The 22,435-nt window shown below is 70.3% G+C and carries 25 protein-coding genes; 14 read left to right on the top strand and 11 right to left on the bottom strand.

The features are described 5' to 3' along the window. The first annotated feature begins 81 nt into the window (after positions 1–81). The gene (locus FHR82_RS23105) at positions 82–525 is read left to right on the top strand and encodes an Hsp20/alpha crystallin family protein (RefSeq protein WP_184812611.1); all 444 of its coding nucleotides are present in this window, start codon (positions 82–84) and stop codon (positions 523–525) included. 66 nt (positions 526–591) lie between these two features. Next, positions 592–1,065: a DUF6292 family protein gene (locus tag FHR82_RS23100; protein WP_311771231.1), complete on the top strand. Its 474-nt coding sequence runs from the start codon at positions 592–594 to the stop codon at positions 1,063–1,065. A 32-nt stretch (positions 1,066–1,097) separates the two neighbouring features. Here FHR82_RS23100 and ribB read toward each other — a convergent pair whose 3' ends face one another. The 3 genes from ribB to FHR82_RS23085 form a co-directional block, all read right to left on the bottom strand. Continuing rightward, positions 1,098–1,748, bottom strand: coding sequence for a 3,4-dihydroxy-2-butanone-4-phosphate synthase (gene ribB, locus FHR82_RS23095; protein WP_184812610.1), 651 nt, complete (start codon positions 1,746–1,748; stop codon positions 1,098–1,100). A 108-nt stretch (positions 1,749–1,856) separates the two neighbouring features. After that, on the bottom strand, positions 1,857–2,576 hold the full coding sequence (locus FHR82_RS23090; RefSeq protein ID WP_184812609.1) for an ABC transporter permease: 720 nt from the start codon (positions 2,574–2,576) through the stop codon (positions 1,857–1,859). Positions 2,577–2,603: 27 nt separating this feature from the next. Then, positions 2,604–3,485: an ABC transporter ATP-binding protein gene (locus FHR82_RS23085; protein WP_184812608.1), complete on the bottom strand. Its 882-nt coding sequence runs from the start codon at positions 3,483–3,485 to the stop codon at positions 2,604–2,606. Positions 3,486–3,618: 133 nt separating this feature from the next. On the opposite strand from FHR82_RS23085, the gene FHR82_RS23080 reads away from it, so the two are divergent. The 5 genes from FHR82_RS23080 (at position 3,619) to FHR82_RS23060 (ending at position 7,906) form a co-directional block, all read left to right on the top strand. After that, positions 3,619–4,749 (top strand): sensor histidine kinase, encoded by a 1,131-nt coding sequence (locus tag FHR82_RS23080; protein WP_184812607.1) that lies wholly within the window; start codon positions 3,619–3,621, stop codon positions 4,747–4,749. Further along, a complete protein-coding gene (locus tag FHR82_RS23075) occupies positions 4,746–5,348 on the top strand; it encodes a response regulator transcription factor (protein WP_184812606.1) in 603 nt (200 codons plus the stop codon). The genes FHR82_RS23080 and FHR82_RS23075 overlap by 4 nt, the downstream gene beginning before the upstream one ends. 216 nt (positions 5,349–5,564) lie before the next feature. Further along, positions 5,565–6,578, top strand: coding sequence for a S1 family peptidase (locus FHR82_RS23070; RefSeq protein ID WP_311771230.1), 1,014 nt, complete (start codon positions 5,565–5,567; stop codon positions 6,576–6,578). 71 nt (positions 6,579–6,649) lie between these two features. Next, a complete protein-coding gene (locus FHR82_RS23065; protein ID WP_225944595.1) occupies positions 6,650–7,687 on the top strand; it encodes a methyltransferase in 1,038 nt (345 codons plus the stop codon). 45 nt (positions 7,688–7,732) lie between these two features. Beyond that, positions 7,733–7,906, top strand: coding sequence for a hypothetical protein (locus FHR82_RS23060; protein WP_184812604.1), 174 nt, complete (start codon positions 7,733–7,735; stop codon positions 7,904–7,906). Between the two features lie 15 nt (positions 7,907–7,921). Here the strand turns inward: FHR82_RS23060 and FHR82_RS23055 are convergent, their stop codons facing one another. Genes FHR82_RS23055 through FHR82_RS23035 form a run of 5 tightly spaced genes read right to left on the bottom strand, consistent with a single transcriptional unit; the run spans position 7,922 to position 11,915 of the window. Then, positions 7,922–9,136: a cytochrome P450 gene (locus FHR82_RS23055; RefSeq protein ID WP_184812603.1), complete on the bottom strand. Its 1,215-nt coding sequence runs from the start codon at positions 9,134–9,136 to the stop codon at positions 7,922–7,924. Next, the gene (locus tag FHR82_RS23050; RefSeq protein ID WP_184812602.1) at positions 9,133–9,738 is read right to left on the bottom strand and encodes a GTP-binding protein; all 606 of its coding nucleotides are present in this window, start codon (positions 9,736–9,738) and stop codon (positions 9,133–9,135) included. Before FHR82_RS23050 ends, FHR82_RS23055 begins: the two co-directional genes overlap by 4 nt. Further along, the gene (locus FHR82_RS23045; protein ID WP_184812601.1) at positions 9,719–10,081 is read right to left on the bottom strand and encodes a DUF742 domain-containing protein; all 363 of its coding nucleotides are present in this window, start codon (positions 10,079–10,081) and stop codon (positions 9,719–9,721) included. Before FHR82_RS23045 ends, FHR82_RS23050 begins: the two co-directional genes overlap by 20 nt. Next, a complete protein-coding gene (locus FHR82_RS23040) occupies positions 10,078–10,497 on the bottom strand; it encodes a roadblock/LC7 domain-containing protein (RefSeq protein ID WP_184812600.1) in 420 nt (139 codons plus the stop codon). The genes FHR82_RS23045 and FHR82_RS23040 overlap by 4 nt, the downstream gene beginning before the upstream one ends. Beyond that, the gene (locus tag FHR82_RS23035) at positions 10,494–11,915 is read right to left on the bottom strand and encodes a sensor histidine kinase (protein ID WP_225943892.1); all 1,422 of its coding nucleotides are present in this window, start codon (positions 11,913–11,915) and stop codon (positions 10,494–10,496) included. The genes FHR82_RS23040 and FHR82_RS23035 overlap by 4 nt, the downstream gene beginning before the upstream one ends. A gap of 165 nt (positions 11,916–12,080) precedes the next feature. Between FHR82_RS23035 and FHR82_RS23030 the strand changes: the two genes are divergently transcribed. From FHR82_RS23030 to FHR82_RS23005, 6 genes are all read left to right on the top strand, one after another. Next, entirely contained in the window at positions 12,081–13,439 is a 1,359-nt protein-coding gene (locus FHR82_RS23030; RefSeq protein ID WP_184812599.1) for a cytochrome P450, read from the top strand. A 215-nt stretch (positions 13,440–13,654) separates the two neighbouring features. After that, positions 13,655–15,097 carry an ankyrin repeat domain-containing protein gene (locus tag FHR82_RS23025; protein WP_184812598.1) on the top strand — a complete coding sequence of 481 codons (1,443 nt, stop codon included), beginning with the start codon at positions 13,655–13,657 and terminating at the stop codon, positions 15,095–15,097. Between the two features lie 16 nt (positions 15,098–15,113). Further along, positions 15,114–15,422, top strand: a complete 309-nt coding sequence (locus FHR82_RS23020; protein ID WP_184812597.1) for a muconolactone Delta-isomerase — start codon at positions 15,114–15,116, stop codon at positions 15,420–15,422. Positions 15,423–15,450: 28 nt separating this feature from the next. Then, the gene (locus tag FHR82_RS23015) at positions 15,451–16,134 is read left to right on the top strand and encodes an EthD domain-containing protein (protein WP_184812596.1); all 684 of its coding nucleotides are present in this window, start codon (positions 15,451–15,453) and stop codon (positions 16,132–16,134) included. Between the two features lie 31 nt (positions 16,135–16,165). Further along, positions 16,166–16,564, top strand: a complete 399-nt coding sequence (locus FHR82_RS23010) for a nuclear transport factor 2 family protein (protein ID WP_184812595.1) — start codon at positions 16,166–16,168, stop codon at positions 16,562–16,564. 69 nt (positions 16,565–16,633) lie between these two features. After that, the gene (locus FHR82_RS23005; protein ID WP_184812594.1) at positions 16,634–17,050 is read left to right on the top strand and encodes a GlcG/HbpS family heme-binding protein; all 417 of its coding nucleotides are present in this window, start codon (positions 16,634–16,636) and stop codon (positions 17,048–17,050) included. A gap of 514 nt (positions 17,051–17,564) precedes the next feature. Here FHR82_RS23005 and FHR82_RS23000 read toward each other — a convergent pair. Both FHR82_RS23000 and FHR82_RS22995 read right to left on the bottom strand, forming a co-directional pair. Continuing rightward, on the bottom strand, positions 17,565–18,347 hold the full coding sequence (locus FHR82_RS23000) for an oxidoreductase (RefSeq protein WP_184812593.1): 783 nt from the start codon (positions 18,345–18,347) through the stop codon (positions 17,565–17,567). 25 nt (positions 18,348–18,372) lie between these two features. Continuing rightward, positions 18,373–19,548: an MFS transporter gene (locus tag FHR82_RS22995; protein ID WP_221464201.1), complete on the bottom strand. Its 1,176-nt coding sequence runs from the start codon at positions 19,546–19,548 to the stop codon at positions 18,373–18,375. 287 nt (positions 19,549–19,835) lie between these two features. Here FHR82_RS22995 and FHR82_RS22990 point away from each other — a divergent pair, with 287 nt between their 5' ends. After that, positions 19,836–20,975 (top strand): acyltransferase family protein, encoded by a 1,140-nt coding sequence (locus FHR82_RS22990; protein ID WP_260418080.1) that lies wholly within the window; start codon positions 19,836–19,838, stop codon positions 20,973–20,975. A gap of 25 nt (positions 20,976–21,000) precedes the next feature. Here FHR82_RS22990 and FHR82_RS22985 read toward each other — a convergent pair whose 3' ends face one another. After that, a complete protein-coding gene (locus FHR82_RS22985; RefSeq protein WP_184812590.1) occupies positions 21,001–22,419 on the bottom strand; it encodes an MFS transporter in 1,419 nt (472 codons plus the stop codon). Positions 22,420–22,435: the final 16 nt, after the last annotated feature.

Genomic DNA, 22,435 nt, shown 5'->3' with positions numbered 1-22,435 from the left:
GATACTTGTCATCCTTTCGATGACATGTTAGAACTGTGGTGCGTGTTGACACCAGACCCGACAGCCAGGAGGTGGACACCGATGTTGATGCGCACCGACCCGTTCCGTGAGCTGGACCGGTTCGCCCAGCAGGTACTGGGCACCGCAACCCCCGGAACCTGGTCCAAGCCGGCCGCGATGCCGATGGACGCCTACCGCGCCGGCAACGAGTTCGTCGTCTGTTTCGACCTGCCCGGCGTCGACCCCTCGGCGATCGAGGTCGACATCGAACGCAACGTGCTGACCGTCAAGGCCGAGCGCAGGCCTCTCCCCGGCGGTGACGACGTGCAGATGCAGGTCACCGAACGCCCGCTCGGCGTCTTCTCCCGCCAGCTCTTCCTCGGCGACACCCTCGACACCGACCACATCTCCGCCGACTACTCGGCGGGGGTCCTGACCGTGCGGATCCCGGTCGCCGAGAAGGCCAAGCCGAGGCGCATCGAGATCGCGGGCACCCGCGAGGACCGCAAAGAGATCCAGGCCTGACGGACCGACCCGGGAAGGGACCGGTGCACCGGCATCGCCGGTCCCTTCCCGCACGGGAGACCCACCGTGACCGCGTCACTCGACATCCCCACCGGATACCCCCACCCCGCGCTCACCGCGCTGCGCGCCTACCTCACCGACGTCACGACCGCACTGGGCGTCGGCCTCGAGTCCTGCACCGTCGACCACGACACCCCCGTCTCGGCCTACGTGGCCCTCGACGAGCGGCTGCCCGGCTACCCCGACCACGACGTCGCCCTGCTCTGGGACGAGGTCCACGGCTGGTCCGCCGCGATCGAGTCCCCGTCGGACGGTCTCACCGTCCTCCGCCACCTCGGCGGCACCACCGTCGTCCCGCCGCCCCGGCACGTGGCCCGCTTCGTCACCGCGCTGCGGGAGGACGACCACCGCGTCGGTCACCTCGAACCGGTCCCGCTGCGCCGGGCGACCGGTCTCGACGACCTCGACACCGTCCTGTACGAGAGGCCCCGTGGACACAGTGGACACAGCCGCGGTGGGCTGAGCGGACGGATCGCCTGACCGCACGAGGACTACCGCGCACCGGGCGCGCATCAGAGCGCGGGCGGCGCGAACGCGACGATCTGGTCGATGGACACGACGTTCAGCCAGTGCCTGCCTGCCAGCGCACGCAGCTGGGGCAGCCGGGCGACGCTCCCGTCGTCGTCGCACACAGCGCTGATCAGTGCGACCGGCGCGAGACCGGACAGGCGCACCAGCGCCACCGCGGCCTCGGTGTGGCCGCGGCGCCCTGCGAGGCCGCCCGCGTTGGCGCGCAGGGGGAACACGTGCCCGGGCCTGCGCACCATCTCCGCCGTGGTGGCGGGATCCGCGAGGAGCCGGAGGGTGCAGGCGCGGTCCGCCGCGGAGATGCCGGACTCGATGCCGGCCGCGGCGTCGACGGACACGGTGTACGCCGTGCCGGCCGGATCCTCGTTGTCGTCGACCATCTGCCGCAGGCGCAGCCGGTCCGCGACCTCCGGTGCCATCGGCGCGCAGATCAGCCCGCTCGTGTGCCGCAGGTAGAACGCGAGCGCGTGCGCCGTGGCGTGCTCGGCGGCCATGATCAGGTGTCCCTCGTCCTCCCGGTCCTCGTCGACGACGATCACCGGCCGGCCGGACCAGACGTCCGTGATCGCGGCGCGCACGGTGTCCGGATCGGACAAGCGGTCGCGGCGGAACTGTCCGGTAACGGTGGTTGCCATTGTCTGTCCTTTCCGGACACCATCGTGGGGCGGCACGCGTTCGATGATCGACAGCCGGTGGCCGCGACGCTCGGTGGACCTCGCCCCAGTACACGAAACGGTGAACCGTCAACGGCGGGGTTCCCAGCGGAAGAAGCGGGACGCCAGCGCCACGGCGACGACGACCCAGCCCAGGGTGGGTGCCAGCAGTACGAGGGAGTCCGGCACCGCGACGCCGCCGTCCCAGGCGTTGCCGACCAATTCGGTGGCCGCACCGCCGGGCAGCAGGCGCTTGAGCAGCGTCAGCTCCTCGGTGCCGGTGAGGCCCACCCAGCTGGCCACGGCGATGGTGCCGATGCTGATGGGCAGCGTGGTCACCTGCGCGTGCTCGGGTGAGTTCGTCAGCCCTGCCGTGGCCAGCCCGAGGCCCAGCATCATCACCACCGTCGCGGCGACGGCCGCCACCAGCAGCGGGACGTTGGCCGGGGTGCCGGTGACCCCGGCGAACACGGCGAGTATCGCGGTCACCTGGACCAGCGTGATGACGGTGATGGGGAGGAGCAGTCCGGAGAGGATGCCCGCGTCGCTCGCGGCGGTGGAACGCAGTCGTTTGAGGAAGAGGTTCTGCCTGCGGGAGGCCAGGGTGGTCACGGTGGTGGTGTAGAGGCCGAACGCCGCCACGGTGAACACGACCACCGCCGCGATGTAGCCGAGGCCGCCCAGCTCCGCGAACACCTCGTGCCTGCTGACGAAGAACGCGCTGACGGCCACGGGGATGACGAGGCTCGTGACGAGCACGAGCCGGTTGCGGAAGATCTGGACCAGTTCGCTGAACGCGATGGTGAGCATGGGAATGTCCTTGTCCGGTAGGGGAGTTCAGTTGCCGATGGCGCGGAAGACGTCGTCGAGCCGGGTCGGCCCGGCCTCCAGGTCGCGCAGGTCCACCGCGTTGTCCTGCGCCCAGCCGAGCAGGGTGTGGAGGTCCTTGTTCAGCGCGAAGGTCTCCACGACGAACTTCCCGTCGTTCTTGCGCGTGGCCTGCAGCGGCAGCACGGGAGCGGGCACGGGAAGGGTGAAGCGGATGACCGACGGGAGCGTCCGCGTCAGGTCGGCGACGGTCCCTTCCCGGTGGAAGGTGCCCTTGTGCATGAGACCGATGCGGTCGGCGCGCTGCTGGGCCTCTTCGAGGTAGTGCGTGGTGAGCACGACGGTGGACCCGTCCTCGCGCAGCCGGTCCACGGCGTCCCACAGGTCGTCCCGGGACTGGATGTCCAGACCGGTGGTGGGTTCGTCCAGGAAGATCAGCTCCGGCGTGCCGTACACCGCGGTGGCGAAGTCCAGCCTGCGCTTCTCGCCGCCGGACAGCTGGGACACCTTCGTGCCCGCCTTGTGCGTGAGGTCGACGACCCCGAGCACGCGGTCGACCTGGTCCGTGCGTTCGGTGAGCCGCCCGATCAACCGGACCGACTCGCGCACCGTCAGGTCCGGTGAGAACCCGCTCTCCTGCAACATGATCCCCATCCTCGGCCGCACCGCGCGCCGGGCGCGCGGGCTCTGCCCGAAGACCCGCACGGCTCCCGAGGTGGCCGTGCGGTGGCCCTCGATGATCTCCAGGGTCGAGGTCTTCCCGGCGCCGTTGGTGCCGAGCAGCGCGTAGAACTCGCCGCGCCGCACGTGGAAGGTCAGGTCCCGCACGGCGTGGAAGTCGCCATAGGACAGGTTCAGTCGTTCGACGTCGATGACGGGTGCAGAGGTCATGCCACTGATCTCAGCCGTCGCGGCGCCGGACCGGCAGTGCGGCCACGTCACCTCTTCGGCATGACGTTTCGCGGTCGCGGACATGACGTGGCGTCACTGGTGACCGCGCGCGACGGGCCTCTACCCTGGCGGCATGAGCCCGTCCAGCGAGCTGTCCGAGCGCACCGAGGCGACGCGTGACCGGATGCGCAGGCTGGACATCACCACCCAGCTCGTGACGTTGCTCCCGGTCGGGATACTGCTGGTGGTGGTCGACTCCGACACGTGGTGGGAGGCCGTCGTCCTCGTCGTGGGCGTGGGGACGGCGATCGTGGCCGTGGTGCGGTGGGCGATGGGCGGCCTGCTGGGGGTCGCGGTCCCCTGCCTGGCCGTCACGGCGGCGGTGTGGCTGTTCGGCACGCTGGTGGCCGACAGCGGGACGGCGTTCTACGGCCTCACCATCGTGGGGCCGCTCGTCGTCCCGCAGCTGCCGCGCCACCGGATCGTGGCGGCGCTCGGCCTGGTCGCCTACGTCGCCGGGGTGGGCGCGGTGCGGCTCCTGGTGTCCCATGAGGACACATCGGACGAGCTGCTCCAGTTCGTGCTGATCCCCGGCGGTGTCGCGGTGCTGACGCTCGGGTTCATGTTCGCGAACCAGCGGTTCTACGACCTCCTGGCGGAGCTGGAGGAGGCGCGGGAACACGAGGCGGAGCTGGCCGTCGCGCGGGAGCGCATCCGGTTCGCGAGCGAGCTGCACGACATCCAGGGCCACACGCTGCACGTGGTGAAGCTCAAGGTCGCGCTGGCGGAGAAGCTGGTGCGCTCCGACGCCGACCGGGCGGCCGGCGAGCTGCGGGAGATCCACGCGCTGGTCGGCGACACCATCAAGCAGACCAAGGAACTCGCCTACGCGCAGCGGCGGCTCAACCTGTCCGTGGAGCTGGAGAACGCGAAGAACCTCTTCGAGGCGGCCGGCATCCGCGTGCGCGCAGACCGGCCGGCCGAAGTGGACACTCGGGCCGGCGAGCTGCTGGGCCAGGTCCTCCGGGAGACGACGACCAACATCCTGCGGCACGCGGACGCCACGCAGGTGCGCATCACCCTGTCGGAGGCGGGGATCACCATCGTCAACGACGGCGTACCGGACACCCCGCTGCCCGAGCTCAGGGGACTGGCGACCCTGCGGCAGCGGGTGGCGGACAACGGAGGGGAACTGACGGTGGCACAGGAGGACGGACGTTTCCGAACGGCCGCGGCGTTCCCGCACCCCCGGGAGAACCGGTGACCACCGTGGTGCTGGCCGACGACGAGGCCCTCCTCCGCAAGGCGATGGCCGCGCTGCTCCCGCTCGAGGGTGAGATCACCGTGCTCGCCGAGGCGGAGGACGGCGCGGCGGCCGTGCGGGCCACGCTGGCACACCGGCCCGACGTGCTCGTCATCGACCTGGAGATGCCCAATGTGGACGGACTCGGCGCGGTCGCGGAGATCCGCGGGGAACGGCCGGAGCAGGTCATCCTCATGCTGACCCGCCACGCGCGGCCCGGGGTGCTCCGCAAGGCGCTCAAGCTCGGCGTCCAGGGCTTCGTCAGCAAGTCGGCCGAGCCCGCGCACATCGCGTCGGTCGTCGCGACCCTGCACGAAGGCAAGCGGTGGATCGACCCGGACGTCTCCGCGCTCGCCGTCGTCGACGACTGCCCGCTCACCGACCGGGAGATCGACGTGCTGCGGGCGACCCGCGAGGGGTACTCGGTCGCGGACATCGCGACACAGCTCCACCTCGCGGAGGGCACGGTGCGCAACTACCTCTCCAACGCGATGCAGAAGACCCAGACCCGCACCCGCCACGAGGCGGCGCGCTACGCACGCGAGCACGACTGGCTGTGAGGTCGTGGCCCCTCGCACGGGCGCCGCACGTCTCTGTCCTCAATGGACCGGAGACGCGTGGCGGCCCCGGAACGCGGGCGTAGCCGGCGACACTACTTTCGTCTGGTCTCCGGCCACAGATCTTGTCCCGGGCGGATACGCGACGTTATAACGGATTGGACCGGTCGACCGTCTCACCCGACCAAGCGCTCTGCGCACCCTGCGAAGGAGACGACCGTGACCACAAGGAAAACCGCCCTGCTCGCGAGCGCCGGGCTGACGGCACTCGCCCTCGCGGTGCCGCTCGGCGGCACCGCGACCGCGGCTCCCGCCGTGGACGACATGGCACTGGCCAGGACCGCCGACGTGCTGAGCACGGACCTCGGCGCCGACTTCGGTGGCTCGTGGCTGGAGAACGGGAACCTCGTCGTCGCGGTCACCGACGCGGCACGGGCCGGGGAGGTCGCCGCCGCGGGCGCGGTCGCGAAGGTCGTGCGGCACAGCGAGGCCGACCTGGACACGATGGTGGCCGGCATGAACGCGGCCGAGGCCACGGCACCCGACTCGGTGACCGTGTGGGGCGTCGACGTGCGGAACAACGCGGTCAACATGACCGTGCTGCCGGGCACGGCGGAAGAAGGGCGCGCGTTCGCCGCGGCCGCCGGGGTGACCGACGTCCGCATCACCGAGTCGGCGGACCGGCCACGGCTGTTCGCCGACATCCAGGGCGGCGAGGCGTACAACATCGGGTCGTCCCGCTGCTCGGTCGGTTTCTCCGTGGGCGGCGGCTTCGTGACCGCGGGCCACTGCGAGGCGCTGACCGGCGGCGGCGCGCTGTCGAAGGACGGTGCCGCGCTCGGCTCGTGGGGCGGCTCCCAGTTCCCGGGCGCCGACTACGCCTGGGTGCAGACCAGCGGCGACTGGAACCCGGTCGGCCAGGTGAGCGGCGTCGGCGCCGTCGCTGGGTCGACGGAGGCCGAGACCGGCGCGGCGGTCAGCAAGTCCGGCTCCACCACCGGTGTCACCCAGGGCAGCATCGGCGCGAAGAACCAGACCGTGAACTACCCGGAGGGCTCGGTGTCCGGCCTCACCGCGACGGACGCGTTGTGCCAGCCGGGTGACTCCGGTGGCGCGTTCATCGCGGGCGACCAGGCCCAGGGCGTCGTGTCCGGCGGCAACTCGGCCACCTGCTACTTCCAGCCGGTGAACCCGATCCTGTCCGCGTACGGCCTCAGCCTCGTGACCGGCTGACGAGAGCGAACACGGCCGCACCGCGACCCGGGGGGTCGCGGTGCGGCCGTGCCGGATCCCGGTTGACAGACCTGGCACCGTGGATCGTCGTGGTGCACAACGAGAACGCCATCGCAGAACTCTCCCGCCTGGCCGGACTGGCCACCCCGATGGCCCTGCGGGTCGCGGTCACCCTGGGCCTGCCGGAGCGGCTGGCCGGTGACGGTGACGATCCCGCCCGCCTGGCACCCGAGCTCGACGTCTCGGCGGTCGGCCTCACGCTGCTGCTGAACCACCTCACGACCCTCGGCGTGGTCGAACGGACCGCCACCGGCTACCGGACCACCGCGTTCGGCGCGCACCTCCGCGCCGACGCCGGGAACATGCTGGCCACCCTCCTGCACCTCGACACCGCGGGCGGCCGAGGTGAGCTGGCGCTCGTCGAGCTGGCCCACAGCGTCACGACCGGCCAGGAGGCCTACTCACGCCGCTACGGCCAGGACTTCTGGGCCGACCTCGCCGAGCACCCCCACCTGCGGGCGTCGTTCGACCGGCAGATGACCCGGCGGCTCCGCGACGAGGTCCCGCAGATCGTCGCCGGGTTCGACTGGTCCCGCTTCGGCACCCTGGTCGACGTCGGCGGCGGCCGGGGCCACCTGCTCGCCGCCATCCTCACCGCCAACCCACGGCTGCGCGGCCACCTCCTCGACCTCGCCCCCACCGCGGCCGACGCCCGGCAGACCTTCGCCGACGCAGGCCTCGGCGACCGGGCCGAGGTGACCGCGGGCAGCTTCTTCGACCCGCTCCCGGCGGGCGCGGACGCCTACCTGATGGTCGACATCCTCCACGACTGGGACGACGAGCACGCCGACCGGATCCTGTCCCGGTGCGTCGAGGCCGCCACCCCCGCGAGCCGCGTGCTCGTCGTGGAACCGGTGGGCGGCGAGCACGCGAGCACCGGGATCGACCTCGTCATGCTCACCCTCTACGGCGGCCGCGAACGCCGGGCCGACGAGTTCCGCACGCTCGCCGCCGCGCACGGACTGGTCCTCGACACGATGACCACGGTGTCCGGCGGCCGCAGCCTCCTCGAGTTCCGGTTCGACGCGACGGTGGGAACGAAGGGATGAACTCCCGCGATCGGGGTAGTCATGGGACGGACGAGGAGAGTTGCCATGACTGTTGGAAGTCGACGGTTGGCGGCCCGTTGCCGCGAGCGGTTCGCCACCGATCCCAGCCCACTGACCGCCACCGTGGAACCGAGCCTCCCGGCGCCGCAGACGACTGTGGACGCCGAGGACGTCGAGACCGCGATTCCACAGGAGACCGTGGAAGCGCCGGCCACCTGACGGCCCGCGAGCGGCTCAGGGCACGTACGTCGGGGTGAAGGTCACCGGGAGCCGGACCAGGCCGCGGGTCCACACCGACGAGCGCCATTCGAGCTCCTCGGACAGCACCAGATCGGGCAGCCGGTCGATCAGCACCTCGACGCTGGTCTTCGCGATGATCTCGGCGAGCTCCGGCGCCGGGTAGGGGCAGCCGTGCTCGCCGTGGCCGAACGACATCATCGCCCGGTTGCCCGCCGTGCCCGCCGTGCCCTCGGGCTTGACCTGCGGGTCGGCGTTGGCGGCGGCCAGGCCGAGCACCAGCAGGTCACCCGCCCGGATCCGCTGCCCGCCGAGGCGGGTGTCGCGGGTGGCGACGCGGCCCAGGTAGTTCTGCGTCGGGGTGTCGTGCCACAGCACCTCGTTGAGCGCGTCGCCGACGCTGGACCGGCCACCGGACAGCGTGACCGCCAGCCGCTCGTCGGTCAGCATCAGGCCGATCGTGTTGCCGATCCAGTTCGTCGTCTGCTGGTGCGCCTGCAGCAGCACCACGAGCAGGTCCGACAGGATCTCCTCGTCCCCCAGGTTCGCGGGGTCGGCCAGCAGGTGCGACGGCACGTCCACGCCGGGCAGCGCGCGCTTGCGGTCGACGAGCCGCTGCATCTCCTCCTGCATGCGGCCGTACACGGCCATCTGGTTCGCCATCGACGAGTTCAGCGCGCCCATCACGTCGTCGACGAGGATCCTGGCCTCCGACTCGGGCACCCCGCACATCATCGCCGTGGCACTCAGCGGGATCCGCGACGCGTACTGGCCCATCAGCTCGGCCTCGCCCGCGCCCGCGAACCGGTCGATCATCTGGTCGGCGATGCGCTCGCACTGGTTCGCCAGCTCGAACTGGTCCACCGACTCGAGCGCGTCGGACAGGGCACCGGCGCGTCTGCGGTGCTCCGGGCCCTCGGTGAACATGACCGACGGGTTGTGCACCAGGTGCGGCAGCAGCGGCCAGTCGTCCGGCACGGTCTCCCACGCGTTCCACCGCCGCGTGTCCCGCGCGAACAGCGCGGCGTCGGTGGTGACCTGGTGCAGCTCCCGGTACCCGCACACGAACCACGCCGGGATGTCGCCCTCCAGCAGCACGGGCGCGACCGGCCCGTGCGTCTCGCGGATCTCCGCGTACAACCCGGCGGGGTCGGTCTGGTACCGGTCCCCGTACAGCGGAACCGCTTCGGTGCGGCGCACGACGTCGGTCATGACAGGACGGCCTCCTTGGCGGTGCTCAGCTCGTAGAGGTGGTCCACCAGGGTGATCAGCACCTTCTTCGCCGACGCGCGGTCGCGGGCGTCGCAGTCGATCAGCGGCACGTCGTCCGGCAGCGACAACGCGTCCCGCACGTCCTCGATGCTGTGCGTGGAACCCGGGAAGTTGTTGCGTGCCACGATGAACGGCGTCCGGTGGTGTTCGAGCCGGTCGATGGCGTACCAGGAGTCGGCGAGCCTGCGGGTGTCCACGAGGACCACCGCGCCGAGCGTGCCGGAGAACAACCGGTCCCACACGAACCAGAACCGTTCCTGGCCGGGCGCGCCGAACAGGTAGAGCACCATCTGGTCGTCCAGGCTGATGCGGCCGAAGTCGAACGCGACGGTCGTGGTGGTCTTGCCGTCGGCGAGACCGGGGTGGTCGATGCCCTCCCCCGCCTGGGTCATCGTCTCCTCGGTTGACAGCGGCCGGATCTCGCTCACCGCGCGGACCATGGTCGTCTTGCCGACGCCGAACCCGCCGACGATCACGATCTTCAGGCCCTCGGTCACCGTGCCGGCCAGCGGCACGCGGGGCTCAGAGCTTGTGGAGTCCAACGAGCACCTTCTTCAGGAGAGCGGTGTCGGGCAGCTGCGTGCGGGCGCGCGCCGACGACGACGGGTGGCGGGCGGTGATCTTGCCGGCCCGCAGCAGGTCGGACAGGAGGATCTTCACCACGCCGACCGGCAGCCCGAGGTCGGCGGAGATCTCCACGACGGCGACCGGAGCGCGGCACGCGCGCAGGATCCTGGCGTGCTCGGACTGCATGCCCGGCGCGGGGTCGGCGGCGGCGACGATCAGCGTGACGATGTCGAGGTGGGGGTCGTCCGCGACGCTGCGCCCGCGGGTGACGGTGTAGAGCCGGTCCGGCTCCTCGTTGTCGAGCTCGCGGCGGATCATGCCTGCTGGGTGCGCTCTGGCTGCCGGGGCGGCGCGATCAGGAAGGCGCCGATCTGTTCCACCAGCTCGTTCATCCGGTGGCCGATCAGCCCGACGTCGGCGTCCTCGGCCGCGACCACGGCCAGGTGGGCGCCCTCACCGGCCTCGACGATGAACAGGATGCCGCCGTGGAACTCGGTCATCGAGTGCCGCACCCCGCCGGTGCCGTCCCCGAACTCGACGGAGGCGCCCTGGGACAGCGCCTGCACGCCCGCCGCGATCGCGGACAGCTGGTCGGCCTGGTCGATCGACATCCCGGACGTGTGGCAGAGCTTGAGCCCGTCTCTGGAGAGCACCAGCGCGTGCGTGGCGCCCGCGGTCTGCTCCACCAGGCTCTCCAGCATCCAGGTGAGGTTGGCGTCGGTCGCCATGGTCATAACGAGTCTTCCTCTCCAGCGGACTGGTCTGGCGTGGTGGATCGGCGGCCCTGCTGGAAAGCGCTGAAGCGCGCGCCGATGTCGGTCCTCTTCTCGGTGCGTTCCCCGGGTTTGCGTTTCGCCTCCGTCGCACGGACGGCGGCGGCGAGCGTCTGCCCACGTGGCCGCTTGGGCAGTTCCGGTAGTTCTGGCAGTTCCACGGTGTCCTCGGTAGGTGGCGGCGCCGAGTCCAGCACCGCGGTGGCGGTGGTGACGGGCGCCCTGGTCGTGGTGGTCGCCGTGGCCCCGGTGGCGGTCGCGGTGTCCCCGCTCCCCGCCCGGACGGACCCGGCGGTCCGCGAGTCGGTGCGCGCCGTGGCGGGCGCGTCCGCACGCGGGTGGATCACGAGCTGCTGCGGGATGCGGATCACCACGCCGGTGCCGCCCCGCGACGACGGCCGGAAGTACACCTGCAGCTTGTGCTTGCGCGCGAGCGAGCCCACGACCACCAGGCCGAGCCGCGTGCCGGGCACCTTCGCGAGGTCCAGCGGCCCGTCGGTGGACACGGCCGACTCCGCCCGCGCGAGTGCCTGCGGTTTCATGCCGAGCCCGCCGTCCTCGATGGTGACCACGACGCCGGTGTGCAGCTCCTCGACGTAGACGTGCACCTCTTCCGACGGCGCGGAGAACCGGGTCGCGTTGTCCATCAGCTCGGCGAGCGCGTGCATCACGTCCTCCGCGGCGTAGCCGACGACCGCGGCCGTGCTGCTCGAGTGGACCTGGACCCGTTGGTACGCCTGGATCCGGCCCATCGCGCCACGCAGGATGGACTCCATCACGATCGGCTTGGTCCAGCGGCGGCCCGAGCGCGCACCGGTGAGCACCGCGATGCTGTCGGCGAGGCGGCCGGTCTGCGCGGTGCTGTGGTCGAGCTTCAGCAGGTCGCCCAGCACGTTCTCGGCGTGGCGGCCCTCCATCTCGCGGAGGTCGGCGAGCATGCTCGTCGCCATGGCCTGCACCCGGCCCGCGGCGTTCGCGCACGCGGCCATCGCGGCCGACCGCTGCCGCTCGCTCACGCCGATCTCCCGGACCACGGCGCCGAGGAGCTTCCCCGGCACGTCGGCGGCCGTCGGCGCCAGCTCGGCGAGGACCGTGTCGGCGGAGGCGCCGTCGCGCACCCGGGCCGCGGCCTTCGGCAGGACCTCCCCCACCAGCCTGGCAAGGCCGTTCTCCAGCGTGCGCAGGCGTGCGACGGTCCGCCGCGCGCGGATCGCGCGGTAGGTGGTGAACGTCAGCGCGATGCAGAGCCCCAGGGCCATCGCACCCGCGGACACGGCGACGACCAGTCTGTCCTCCTCGGCGACCTGGAACGTCACCCACAGCGTCACGCCTGCCGTGACGGCCATGGTGAGTAGGAGGCAGAGCAGCACGTCGGTCATGGACCGGTGCTCTTGCGGGACGGGCTCTCGTGCTGGCATGTCGGTCCTCACGCTCGGCGGCCACCGAAGGAGCAAGTAGGCAAGATACTGGACGGGGCAAACATCGGAGCGGATTCGACCAAACGGCCCTCGCGAGCGCGAGTCGCTCTGGCAGGATCGACTGCCGTGCCGCTTCCCACCCCACCCGGCCCGGCCAACTTCGTCCGCACGATGCTGACCTACCAGAAGGCCCCACTCGCCTTCCTCACCAACGTGCTGGACACCCACGGTGACGTCGCGTCGTTCCGGCTGGCCGCCAACCGGATCATCCTGTTGCGCCATCCGCACCACATCCGGCGGGTGCTGCAGCAGAAGGCCGGGGCCTACGACCGCAGCTCCATGCCGTACAAGATGTCCCGCACCCTGTTCGGCCGCGGGCTCGCCACCGTCGAGGGCGGTGAGGAGTGGCGCTCGATGCGACGGCTGATGCAGCCGTCGTTCCACTACCAGCGCGTCGCGACCATGGCCGAGCACATGCTGGCCGTGATCCAGGCCCGGCTCGAGCGGTGGGACGAGAAGGCCGCGGCAGGCGAGGTCATCGACACCGCACCCGAGATGCGCAGCCTGACGTTGCGGGTCGTCGCGCGGGCGCTGTTCGCGCTGGAGGAGGGCGAGGTCTGCGACCGCTTCGCCACGGCCATCGACACCGTCGACCACGAACTCGGCGCGTGGATGCAGTTCCCGTTGCTGCCGCTGTCCGTGCCGACGGCGGGCCACCGGCGGTACTGGGCGAACCGGGCGGTCGTCGAGGAGATCATCGACTACGTGATCACCCAGCACCTGACCGACCAGGTGGACCGGGGTGACCTGCTGTCGATGCTGATCATGACCGAGGACGAGGAGACCGGCGCCCGTCTCACCGACGAGCAGCTGCGCGACCAGGTCATGATCATGCTGTGGGCAGGCCACGAGACGGGCGCGAACGTCCTCACGTGGACCTGGTACCGGCTCGGCATGCACCCCGAGGTCCAGCAGCGGGTGCTGCGCGAGATCGACGACGAGCTGGACGGCAGGCCGCCGACCCTCGCCGACTGCAGCAAGCTGACCTACACCCGCTCCGTGCTCGACGAGGTGCAGCGGCTGTACCCGCAGCAGTGGCTGGCGTCGCGGCGCTCGCTGGAGGAGGACGAGATCGGCGGGTTCCGCGTCCCCGCGGGCACCGACATCTTCTTCAGCCCGTACCACGCGCACCGGCACCCGGAGTTCTGGGACGAGCCGGAGGAGTTCCGCCCGGAGCGGTTCACCGCCGACGAGGTCGCGAAACGCGACCGCAGCGCCTACCTCCCGTTCGGCTCCGGCCCGCACCTGTGCATCGGCAACCAGTTCGCGATGACCGAGATGCTGCTCGTCATCGCGAGCACGTTGCAGCGCTACCGCCTCGAGCTGGAGTCGCAGGACCCGGTCGTCCCCCGGCCGCTGCTGACGCTGGGCCCGGAGAAGCCGATCCGCGTCCGGCTCGTGCCCCGCGGCCGGTCGTCCTCCTGACCGTGGTGTGACCGAAGCCCCCGCGCCACGGCGCGGGGGCTTCGCCGTGCTCGCTTCCTCCCGCGCACGGCCGACCTCCCGAAGTCCGCGCACCACTTGACGTTGTCACCCCCGCCGCCCCCGGATCCTTTGCCCGGGGGCGGGTCCGGCTGGCGCAATTGCCAAGGAATGGCGCACGGACCGGAGCCGCCGACAAGGCGCGGGAGGAATTCCTGATGAGTACGGAACAAACCAGGCAGGTGGTGGAGAAGTACTTCTCCAGCCTCGAGAACGGCGACCTCGACTCGGCGTTGGCGCTGCTCTCTCCGGACATCGAGTTCGACCTCCCGCGCGACGAGTGGAACCGGGTCATCCCCTATCTCGGGGTGCACCACGGCGTCGACGAGGTGCGGCAGGCGTTCGCCGTCCGCGCGGAGACCACCGAGGTGCTGGACTACGCGATGCGCGGGCTGCGCGCCGACGGCGACACCGCGATCGCGACCATCTACACCAGGGCCGCGCACACGCGGACCCGCCAGGAGTTCGAGATCCTCGACGCGCACGAGATGGTCGTCGACGACACGGGCCGGATCGTGCGGTGGAAGGTGTACTTCGACCCCAACGGGGAGATCGCGGCCTTCACCTCGGACGCGAACGGGCGGTTGATCGCCGCCGCCTGGAACGGTGACCACGCAACGGTTTCCGAGGTACTCGACTTCGGCGCGGACGTCAACCACCGGGACCCGGCGAGCGGCCTGACCGCGCTGATGATCGCCGCTGGGCGCGCCGACGCGCCGATGACCGACCTGCTCGTCGGTCGCGGCGCGGACGTGTTCACCGCCGACAGCGGCGCAGGCGCGACCGCACTGCACAAGGCGTGCCAGGGCGGCAGCCTCGACGTGGTGCGGACGCTGGTCGAGGCGGGCGCGTTCGTCGACGCGGTCGCCCCGACGACCGGGCACACCCCGCTGATGGACGCGCTGTGGTTCAAGTTCCCCGAGGTCGCGAAGTACCTGCTCGACGCGGGCGCCGGGCTGAACCTCAGCACGCACTACGGCTTCTCGCTGAAGGAGCACTTCGCCTACGAGCTGAACGTGAACACCATCGGCAAGGACCGCCTGCTGCTCGCGGAGAAGTACCTGAACGCGCGCATCGCCTCCGACGAGGAACAGGTGGCCACGCAGAAGCTGATGGCGGCGGTCAGCGCGGGCGAGGTCGACAGCGTGCGCGCGCTGATCGCCGACGGCGCCGAGATCGACGAGGTGTTCCCCATCGTCAACGGGTTCAACGACGGGCACACCCCGCTCCTGGTCGCGTCCCGGGACGGGCACACCGAGATCGCGCGGCTGCTGCTGTCCGCGGGCGCGGACGTCAACGCCACCGAGCCGACGTTCGGCGCCGTCCCGCTGCACAAGGCCGTCTACAACGGACACGTCGAGCTGACGACGATGATCGCCGCCTGGCCCGGGGTGAACCTCGACTTCCAGGGCGCCACCAACGGGTACACGCCGCTGCACGACGCGCTGTGGCACGGCTACGAGGAGTGCGCGCGGGCCGTCATCGAGGCAGGCGCGCGGCTCGATCTGGTGGGACACGACGGGAAGACCCCGCTCGACCTCGCGGTCGAGGTGTTCGGGGACGACCACCCGCTGACCGGCGCCATCCGCGCGAAGTCCTGACCGAGGAGGTACTCCAATGCTGTTCTACGTGCAGATGAAGTGGAACCACGAAGGCCGGATCACGCTCGACGAGCTGTGGGAGATCGAGCAGGAGGAGGCCGAGCACGCGCAGGACACCGTCGACTCCGGTTTCTGCGTCGGCATCTGGAAGGTGGCCGCGCAGAAGCGCGTCATCGCGATCATCGACTCCCCCGACGCGGAGGAGCTGGACCGCACCGCGCTCGGCAGGCTGCCGATGCGCGAGTACCTGGAGTTCGAGGAAGTGTGGCCGCTGCGCGACTACCTCGGCTTCGCCGACGACGTCAAGAAGCGTTACCAGGTCTGAGGATCCGCCAGAACGGACAGGGAGCATCATGATTCACCAGCTCATTTTCGCCGCGCCGAAGCCTGGCATGACCGAGCGGGAGTTCCAGGACTACTGGCTCGACGTGCACGCGGTCGAGTACGCGAGCAAGATCCCGCAGATTCGCAAGTACCTGATCGACAAGCGGATCCCCTTCCCTGGCGAGGACCCCGGAGCCGAGCCGTTGTGGAGCGGGGTCGCCGAGATCTGGCTCGAGAACGTGGAAGAGCAGCTGGCGTCGCTGCAGACCGACGAGTTCCTCCAGGGTGCCCGGTTGGACGAGCCCAAGTGGGCGGCGTTCTGGCGGACGGTCGTGCTGGACACGTTCGCGCACGAGGTGCGGCCGGGCACCGGCGGCGTCAAGATGATCGTGCTGGCCAAGCGCCGGGAAGGGTTGCCGCTCAAGGAGTTCCGTGAGCGCAGCCTCGGCAAGCACGCCGAGCTGATGGCCGAGGTGCCCGGGTTGCGCCGGTATCTGCAGGGCTTCACCTCGGATGGCTACTACGGCATCGGTGAGGCTGTGCTCGACGCCGCCTACCAGTTGTACTTCGACGACGCCGACGCCGTCGCCGCGGCGCTCTCGTCGCCGGAGTTCGCTCGTGCGGAAGAGGATCTGTTCTCGATCGCCGAGCCGAAGTACGTTCACCGGTTGCTGTTCACCGAGCACTGGGTCATCGGGCCACAGGCGCGTTGACATGGGTGCCCCTAGCCGCAACGTCTCGACGGTGGGGACGTTCCTCCGGTTGCTGGAGGAGCGGAACATCGACGACTGGATGGAGCTGTGGGCCGACGAAGGCGCGCAGTACTACCCGTTCGGCACGCGGATGTTCCCCCGGCACCTCGTCGGCAAGGCAGCGATCTACGACCGGTGGAAGGGCATGCCGTCGATGTTCGACAGCCTGAGTTTCCCGATCAGGGAGACGTGGGAGGCCGACGACACCGTGTTCGCCAGGTTCGACTCGGAGTGCGTGCTCGTCGGCGGTCGCCGGTACCTGAACAACTACCTCGGCATCTTCAAGTTCGACGCCTCCGGTCTGGTTCGTGAGTACTGGGAGTACTTCGACCCGATCATCGCCGGGGTGGAGTTCGGCATCGCCGCGGTGGCGTACGCGCCGCGGGCCTGAACCGTGGTGGACCGGATCGACCCGGGTGGCGGCTGCCGCCCGGGTCTTTCCCCTTTCAAGGAGGTAGTCATGACCATTTCCGCCGTCGAAGCCCGTCGTGTCGTCGACGCCGCGATCGCGCACGCCGAGTCGCTCGGAGCGGGGGTGTGCGTCGCCGTCGTCGACAGTGGCGGGAACCTCAAGGCACTGGTGCGCATGGACGCCGCGACGTTCGCCACCACATCGCTGGCCGTGGACAAGGCGGCCACCGCCGCCGGCTACGGCATGTCCACCCAGGCTCTGGCGGAGTTCGCCTCCGCTGATCCGGCTGTGCTCGCCGGGTTGTCCAACCGGCCCGGGTTCTCGTTGCTGCCCGGTGCGCTGCCGATCTCGCTGGGCGGTTCTGTCGTCGGTGCTGTCGGGGTTTCCGGCAGCGCTCGCGGCGAGGACGAGATCATCGCCGCTGCCGGGCTCGCTGCTCTGGTTGAGGTTCCTTCTTCGGTTTAGTGCACGGTGTGGTTGTCCTCGCCGGTCGTTCTGCTCGGTGTGGTTTTGTCCTCGCCGGACGGGCGTCCTGCCGGACGGGCCTCCTCGCCGGAGAGGCAGGTCTCTGGGATGGCTCTTCGGTTGGCATCTTCGGTTCTTTGGCAGGGACTCTTTTCGGTGGTCTGCCTGCGGCGGGGTGGGCTGGCGCCCTGGTCGCTGTGCGGACGATGCCACGAAAGGCCCTTCGGGACGCTCAACGTCCCGAAGGGCCTTTCGTGGCGCCCGGCGTGATGAAGGACCCCTTCGTAACGCCCGGCGTGATGAAGGACCCCTTCGTAACGCCCCGCGTGATGAAGGACCCCTTCGTCACGCCGGGCCAAGGCCAGGCCCGGTGCGGGCGCGAGGCAGGAAGACGCGGCTCGACCATCCGTGCATCCAGGCGGCGCGTCCTGTCGGCACCCTCACGACATTGCACTCGCTCGCGCACAGAGAACCGGCCGGAGGATTGCTCCTCCGGCCGGTTCTCTTTCCGCTGTCACACCTCCGACAGTGAGCCCGCGTCCACCAGGTAGTTGGCGCCCGTTACTCGGGAAGCGCGGTCAGAGGCCAGGAAGACGACCACGTTCGCCACGTCTTCCGGGGCGCTTTCGCCCCTGAGTGGGGCGCTTTCCAGTTCCACCAGCATCTTTCGGACGTCTTGTGGGTCCTGGCCGGTGTCACCGGCGATGGCGCCCACCACGCCGTCGATGCTCGGCGTTTTCGTCAGGCCCGGTGAGACGCTGTTCACGCGTACGCCGTGCGGTGCCACCTCCGTTGCCAGGCCCTTGGCGTAGTTGGCCAGTGCCGCCTTCGCCGCGGTGTAGTGCAGCAGTGGCGGGATCGGGCGGCGGGCGGAGTTCGAGACGATCTCGATGATCGAGCCGCCGCCCTGTTCGATCATGCCCGGGAGGACCGCGCGGTCCAGGCGGACCGCGGCCAGGTAGTGCGTCTTCATGACGTCCACCCACAGCTCGTCCGGGATCGACGATATTCCGTTGATGTACGGGCGGGCGCCGCTTTCCGTGCCGCCCGCGTTGTTCACCAGGATGTCGAGGCCGCCGAGTACCGACAGTGCCTCGTTCGCCGCGTACTGGACGCCGTCCAGGGTGCTCAGGTCGGCTCGTACCAGTGTGGCTTCCGGTGGGAGGTGGGGCGCCGGGTTTCGTGCCAGGGTGACGACGGTCGCGCCTTCCTCCAGGAACCGTTCTACGATGCCCAGGCCGATTCCTCGTGTGCCGCCCGTGACGAGGGCTCGCTTTCCTTTGAGCTCACCGGACATGGTTCACCCTTTCATCGGTTGGAAATCACGTGTGTGCGGGGACTGTCTGCGGGTCGGTCTCCGCGGGCACCACCGGTGTCTTCAGGAAGCCGGTGGCCCACGCGACCGGGACCGCGGCGGCACAGATGATCGCGCCTGTCACGGCTATGGCGTCCAGGCCTGCGCCGGACACCGTCAGGCCGCCCACCAGCGCGCCGATCGCGATGCCCGCGTTCAGTGCGGACGCCGGCAGTGACGCGGCCAGGTCGCGGCCAGGCCCTGCCAGGGCCGTCACCCGGTACTGCACCGACGGCACCGCCGCGAAGCCGGCCAGGCCCCACACTCCCAGGAGGAACGCCGTGAGCACCGCAGCGGAACCGGCGAAGCTGAGTGCGCCCAGTGCGACCACCAGCGCCAGGCAGCACGCCACCATCGTCAGCGTCGCGTTGCGGTCGGCCAGTCTGCCGCCCGCGAACGTGCCCAGTGCGTTGGTGATGCCGAACACCAGGAGGAACGCGCTGACGAGGCCGCCGGAGATGCCGACGATGTCACCCAGGTACGGCTCCATGTAGGTCAGCACGGCGAACTGGCCCGCGAACAGCAGCACCGCGAAGCCCAGCACCGCCACGACCCTCGGGTGCAGTGCGTGGCGGACCTGCGAGCGCATGCCGGTCGTGCCGGAGGCCTCGATCCTGGGGATGAACACGAGTGTCGCGGCCAGGACCAGCACGCCGACCAGGACCACGCCGAAGAAGCCGCCGCGCCAGCCGACCAGCTGACCGACGAGTGTGCCCAGCGGGACGCCGAACGCGGTGGACACCGCGAAGCCGCCGATCACCACCGACATGGCCCGGCCCATCCGCTCCGGTGCCACGACGCTGATGCCGATCGTGATGGCCACCGCCACGAACAGGCCCTGAAGCGCGCCGGTCACCGCGCGGGCGGCCAGCAGCAGCCCGAAGTCGGAGCTGACCGCGATCAGTGCGGTCGCGGCGACGTACACCGCCATCGCCACCTGCAGCACGAGCCGCCTGCTGTAGCGGACGGTGAGCGCGGTGAGCAGGGGCCCGCCGATCGCCTGCCCCAGTGCGTACGCGGTGACCAGGTTGCCGGTGGCGCTGATCGACACCGCGGCGTCCTCGGCGATGAGGTTCAGCACCCCGACGACGAGGAGTTCCGCACTGCCCATCGTGAAGGTGCCGAGGAACAGGATCAGGAGCACCAGACTTCCCCTGGATCGAGTCTGCTCCGGCGTCGGCGGGGAACTCATTTCCACTCTCTTTTCTCCTCGTGCGCACGGTCGACGCGGCCGTCCACCTGTGTCGACGACACCAAATTCGGGCACGGCTGAACAAGCCGGGACGGGATTCCGAGTGCACTCTGGCAACTCCTTTCCCACGGCGCAGCGCGATTACCGGTACTTCGTCAAGTCCGCGCCCACCACCGACATCACAGAGTGCGGGCGGCGTTCTGGCCTCCCACCGAGGTCATACTGTGGAATTCCGTCCTATGATTGACAAGACTTCTCGGCTGCCGTCACTGACGGGAATGCGAATCATCGCGGCTGTGCTGGTTTTCGTCACCCACGTCGCCGCGGCGAGACTGTTCGCGGACGCCGAACTCAGCGACTTCCTCAACACGTACCTGAGCAGATCCGGCTATCTCGGGGTGAGCTTCTTCTTCGTGCTGAGCGGGTTCATCCTGACCTGGACGGCACGACCCGACGACACCACCGCCCGCTTCTACCGCAGGCGATTAGTGAAGATCTACCCCAACCACTTCGTCACCTGGCTCGCCGGACTGTCGCTGATGATCTGGGCGGGCACCGCGATCAACGCCGGGAACACGCTGCCGAGCCTGTTCCTGGTGCAGAGCTGGTCACCGAGCTTCGGCGTGATGATGGGCACGAACGGCCCTAGCTGGTCGCTCGCCTGTGAGCTGCTGTTCTACCTGTCCTTCCCGTTGCTGCTGCTGTGGCTGCGCAAGATCCCGGCCGCGCGGCTGTGGACGGCCGCGGGCCTCGTCGCGGTCGCGGTCTGGGTGGTGCCGCTGATCTCCCAGCTGCTGCCGGAGGACCCGGTGGCGCCCTTCCAGCCGGTGTCCTGGTGGAAGTACTGGTTCACCTATTTCATGCCCGCGTCGCGGCTCTTCGAGTTCGTGATGGGCATCGTGATGGCGCTGATCGTCCAAAAGGGACGCTGGATCGGCATGAGCAGGGGCCACGCGTTCCTGTTGCTCGGGCTCGCGTACGTGCTGCAGGTCGCGCTCCCGGACTCCTGGGGCCTGGTGGCCCCGGTGGTGCTGCCGCTCGGGCTCGTCGTCGCCGCGGGTGCGGTCGCGGACATCACGGGGCAGCGGTCGGTGTTCGCGACCAGGACGATGGTGTGGCTCGGCGAGGTGTCCTTCGCGTTCTACCTGGTGCACATCCTGGTCTTCGAGTACGGGCCGATCGGGCTGGTGACCCACCCCGGCGCCGAGCACGCACGCGGCACGCTCGTGTCGATCGGGCTCATCGCCGTCACGTTCGCGCTGTCCCTGCTGTTCGGCTGGTTGCTCTACACACTGGTCGAACGACCGATGATGCGCCGCTTCAGCAAGCCGAGGAAGAAACCGGACAAGGCCGTCAAGGCGCCCGCGCCCGTGAGCTGAGCAGGCGAGACGTTCGAGGCCCGGTTCACCCCACCCGGGGTGGCCGGGCCTTGTCGTGCCGCCGGACGCCGAACCAGGTGGTCACGCCACCGGCCAGGAAGAGACCCGCGCAGACCAGCATCGAGATGACGAACCCGTCGTTCAGGGCCGCGGGGTCCTCGGTGGCGTCCTGCGGCAGGCCTGCGATGACCGGCAGCGCGGCCACCGCCACCAGGCCCGCGGTCCGCGCGACCCCGTTGTTCACCGCGCTCGCGATGCCCGTGCGCTCCTCGGGCACCGCGCCGAGGACGGTGGTGCTGATCGCCGGGGTGATCAGCGAGATCCCGATGCCGATGAGCGCGACGGTCGGGAGCACGTCGGTGAGGTACCACGCGCCGGGCGCGATGCGGAGCGCCAGGAGCAGCGCTGCGACGCACACCAGCGAGCCGGCCGACAGCAGCAGCCGGGCACCGGTGCGGGCGGTGAGCGCGCCAGCGCGGGCGGACAGCACGAGCACCAGCACGGTGGCGGGCAGCAGCGCCAGCCCGGCACCCAGCGGTGAGTATCCGACGGCGACCTGGAGCTGGATCGGCAGCAGGAAGAAGAGCCCGGCCACCGCGCCGTAGAAGAAGAACGAGGCCAGGTTCGCGGCGGAGAAGTCGCGGGAGGAGAACAGCCCGAGCGGCAGCATCGGCTCGCGGCTGCGCCGCTCGACCTGCAGGAACACACTGATCGCCACCACACCGACGATCGCGGCGGCCACCACCGGCCAGCCTGCCGTCGCCGCCTCGGTGAGCGCGTAGGTCACCCCGCCGAGCCCGACCGCGGCCAGCAGTCCCCCGGCGAGGTCGAACCGGCGCGGCGGGCCCGCGTCCCGGCTCTCCGGCACGTGCCGGACCAGCAGCACCGACACCACCACCGCGACGGGGATGTTGACGAAGAACGCCCAGCGCCAGTTCGCGACGTCGACGAGCCAGCCGCCGACCAGCGGGCCCGCGGCACCCGCGACCCCGCTCAGCCCGGACCACGCGCCGACCGCCCTGGCCCGGTCATCGGGGTGGAACGACTCCTGGATGAGCGCGAGCGAGCCCGGGACGAGCAGGGCGCCGCCGATGCCCTGCAGGGCCCGCGCGGCGATGAGCCACCCGACGTCGTCGGCGAGCCCGCACAGCAGCGACGCGACCGCGAACCAGGCCATCCCGACGAGGTAGATCCGCCTGCGCCCGAAGCGGTCCCCGAGGGCACCGCCGAGCAGGATGAACCCGGACAGGGTCAGGGTGAACGCGTTGACGGACCACTGCAGCCCGGTGAGCGACGCGCCGAGGTCGCTCCCGATGGCGGGCAACGCCACGTTGACCACGGTGGTCTCGAGCAGGACCAGCCCCGCGCCGAGGGCGGTGGCGACCATGACCCACCGCCCGGCCGGCTGGGAGAGCCGAAGTGTGCCGGACGTCGTCACGCTCACCTACCTGACCTTTCTG

It is taken from the genome of Actinophytocola algeriensis (genome assembly GCF_014203735.1).
Taxonomy (GTDB): Bacteria; Actinomycetota; Actinomycetes; order Mycobacteriales; family Pseudonocardiaceae; genus Actinophytocola; species Actinophytocola algeriensis.
The sequence above is the reverse complement of the archived record's forward strand: the minus strand, read 5'-3'. Positions and strand labels throughout refer to the sequence as shown.

Bases quoted from the DNA above. Each gene is read 5' to 3' on its own strand.
- FHR82_RS23105 (WP_184812611.1), top strand. From the start codon at position 82: ATGTTGATGCGCACCGACCCGTTCCGTGAGCTGGACCGGTTCGCCCAG.
- ribB (WP_184812610.1), bottom strand. From the start codon at position 1,748: ATGGCAACCACCGTTACCGGACAGTTCCGCCGCGACCGCTTGTCCGAT.
- FHR82_RS23090 (WP_184812609.1), bottom strand. From the start codon at position 2,576: ATGCTCACCATCGCGTTCAGCGAACTGGTCCAGATCTTCCGCAACCGG.
- FHR82_RS23085 (WP_184812608.1), bottom strand. From the start codon at position 3,485: ATGACCTCTGCACCCGTCATCGACGTCGAACGACTGAACCTGTCCTAT.
- FHR82_RS23080 (WP_184812607.1), top strand. From the start codon at position 3,619: ATGAGCCCGTCCAGCGAGCTGTCCGAGCGCACCGAGGCGACGCGTGAC.
- FHR82_RS23060 (WP_184812604.1), top strand. From the start codon at position 7,733: ATGACTGTTGGAAGTCGACGGTTGGCGGCCCGTTGCCGCGAGCGGTTC.
- FHR82_RS23055 (WP_184812603.1), bottom strand. From the start codon at position 9,136: ATGACCGACGTCGTGCGCCGCACCGAAGCGGTTCCGCTGTACGGGGAC.
- FHR82_RS23045 (WP_184812601.1), bottom strand. From the start codon at position 10,081: ATGATCCGCCGCGAGCTCGACAACGAGGAGCCGGACCGGCTCTACACC.
- FHR82_RS23040 (WP_184812600.1), bottom strand. From the start codon at position 10,497: ATGACCATGGCGACCGACGCCAACCTCACCTGGATGCTGGAGAGCCTG.
- FHR82_RS23035 (WP_225943892.1), bottom strand. From the start codon at position 11,915: ATGACCGACGTGCTGCTCTGCCTCCTACTCACCATGGCCGTCACGGCA.
- FHR82_RS23025 (WP_184812598.1), top strand. From the start codon at position 13,655: ATGAGTACGGAACAAACCAGGCAGGTGGTGGAGAAGTACTTCTCCAGC.
- FHR82_RS23020 (WP_184812597.1), top strand. From the start codon at position 15,114: ATGCTGTTCTACGTGCAGATGAAGTGGAACCACGAAGGCCGGATCACG.
- FHR82_RS23015 (WP_184812596.1), top strand. From the start codon at position 15,451: ATGATTCACCAGCTCATTTTCGCCGCGCCGAAGCCTGGCATGACCGAG.
- FHR82_RS23005 (WP_184812594.1), top strand. From the start codon at position 16,634: ATGACCATTTCCGCCGTCGAAGCCCGTCGTGTCGTCGACGCCGCGATC.
- FHR82_RS23000 (WP_184812593.1), bottom strand. From the start codon at position 18,347: ATGTCCGGTGAGCTCAAAGGAAAGCGAGCCCTCGTCACGGGCGGCACA.
- FHR82_RS22990 (WP_260418080.1), top strand. From the start codon at position 19,836: ATGATTGACAAGACTTCTCGGCTGCCGTCACTGACGGGAATGCGAATC.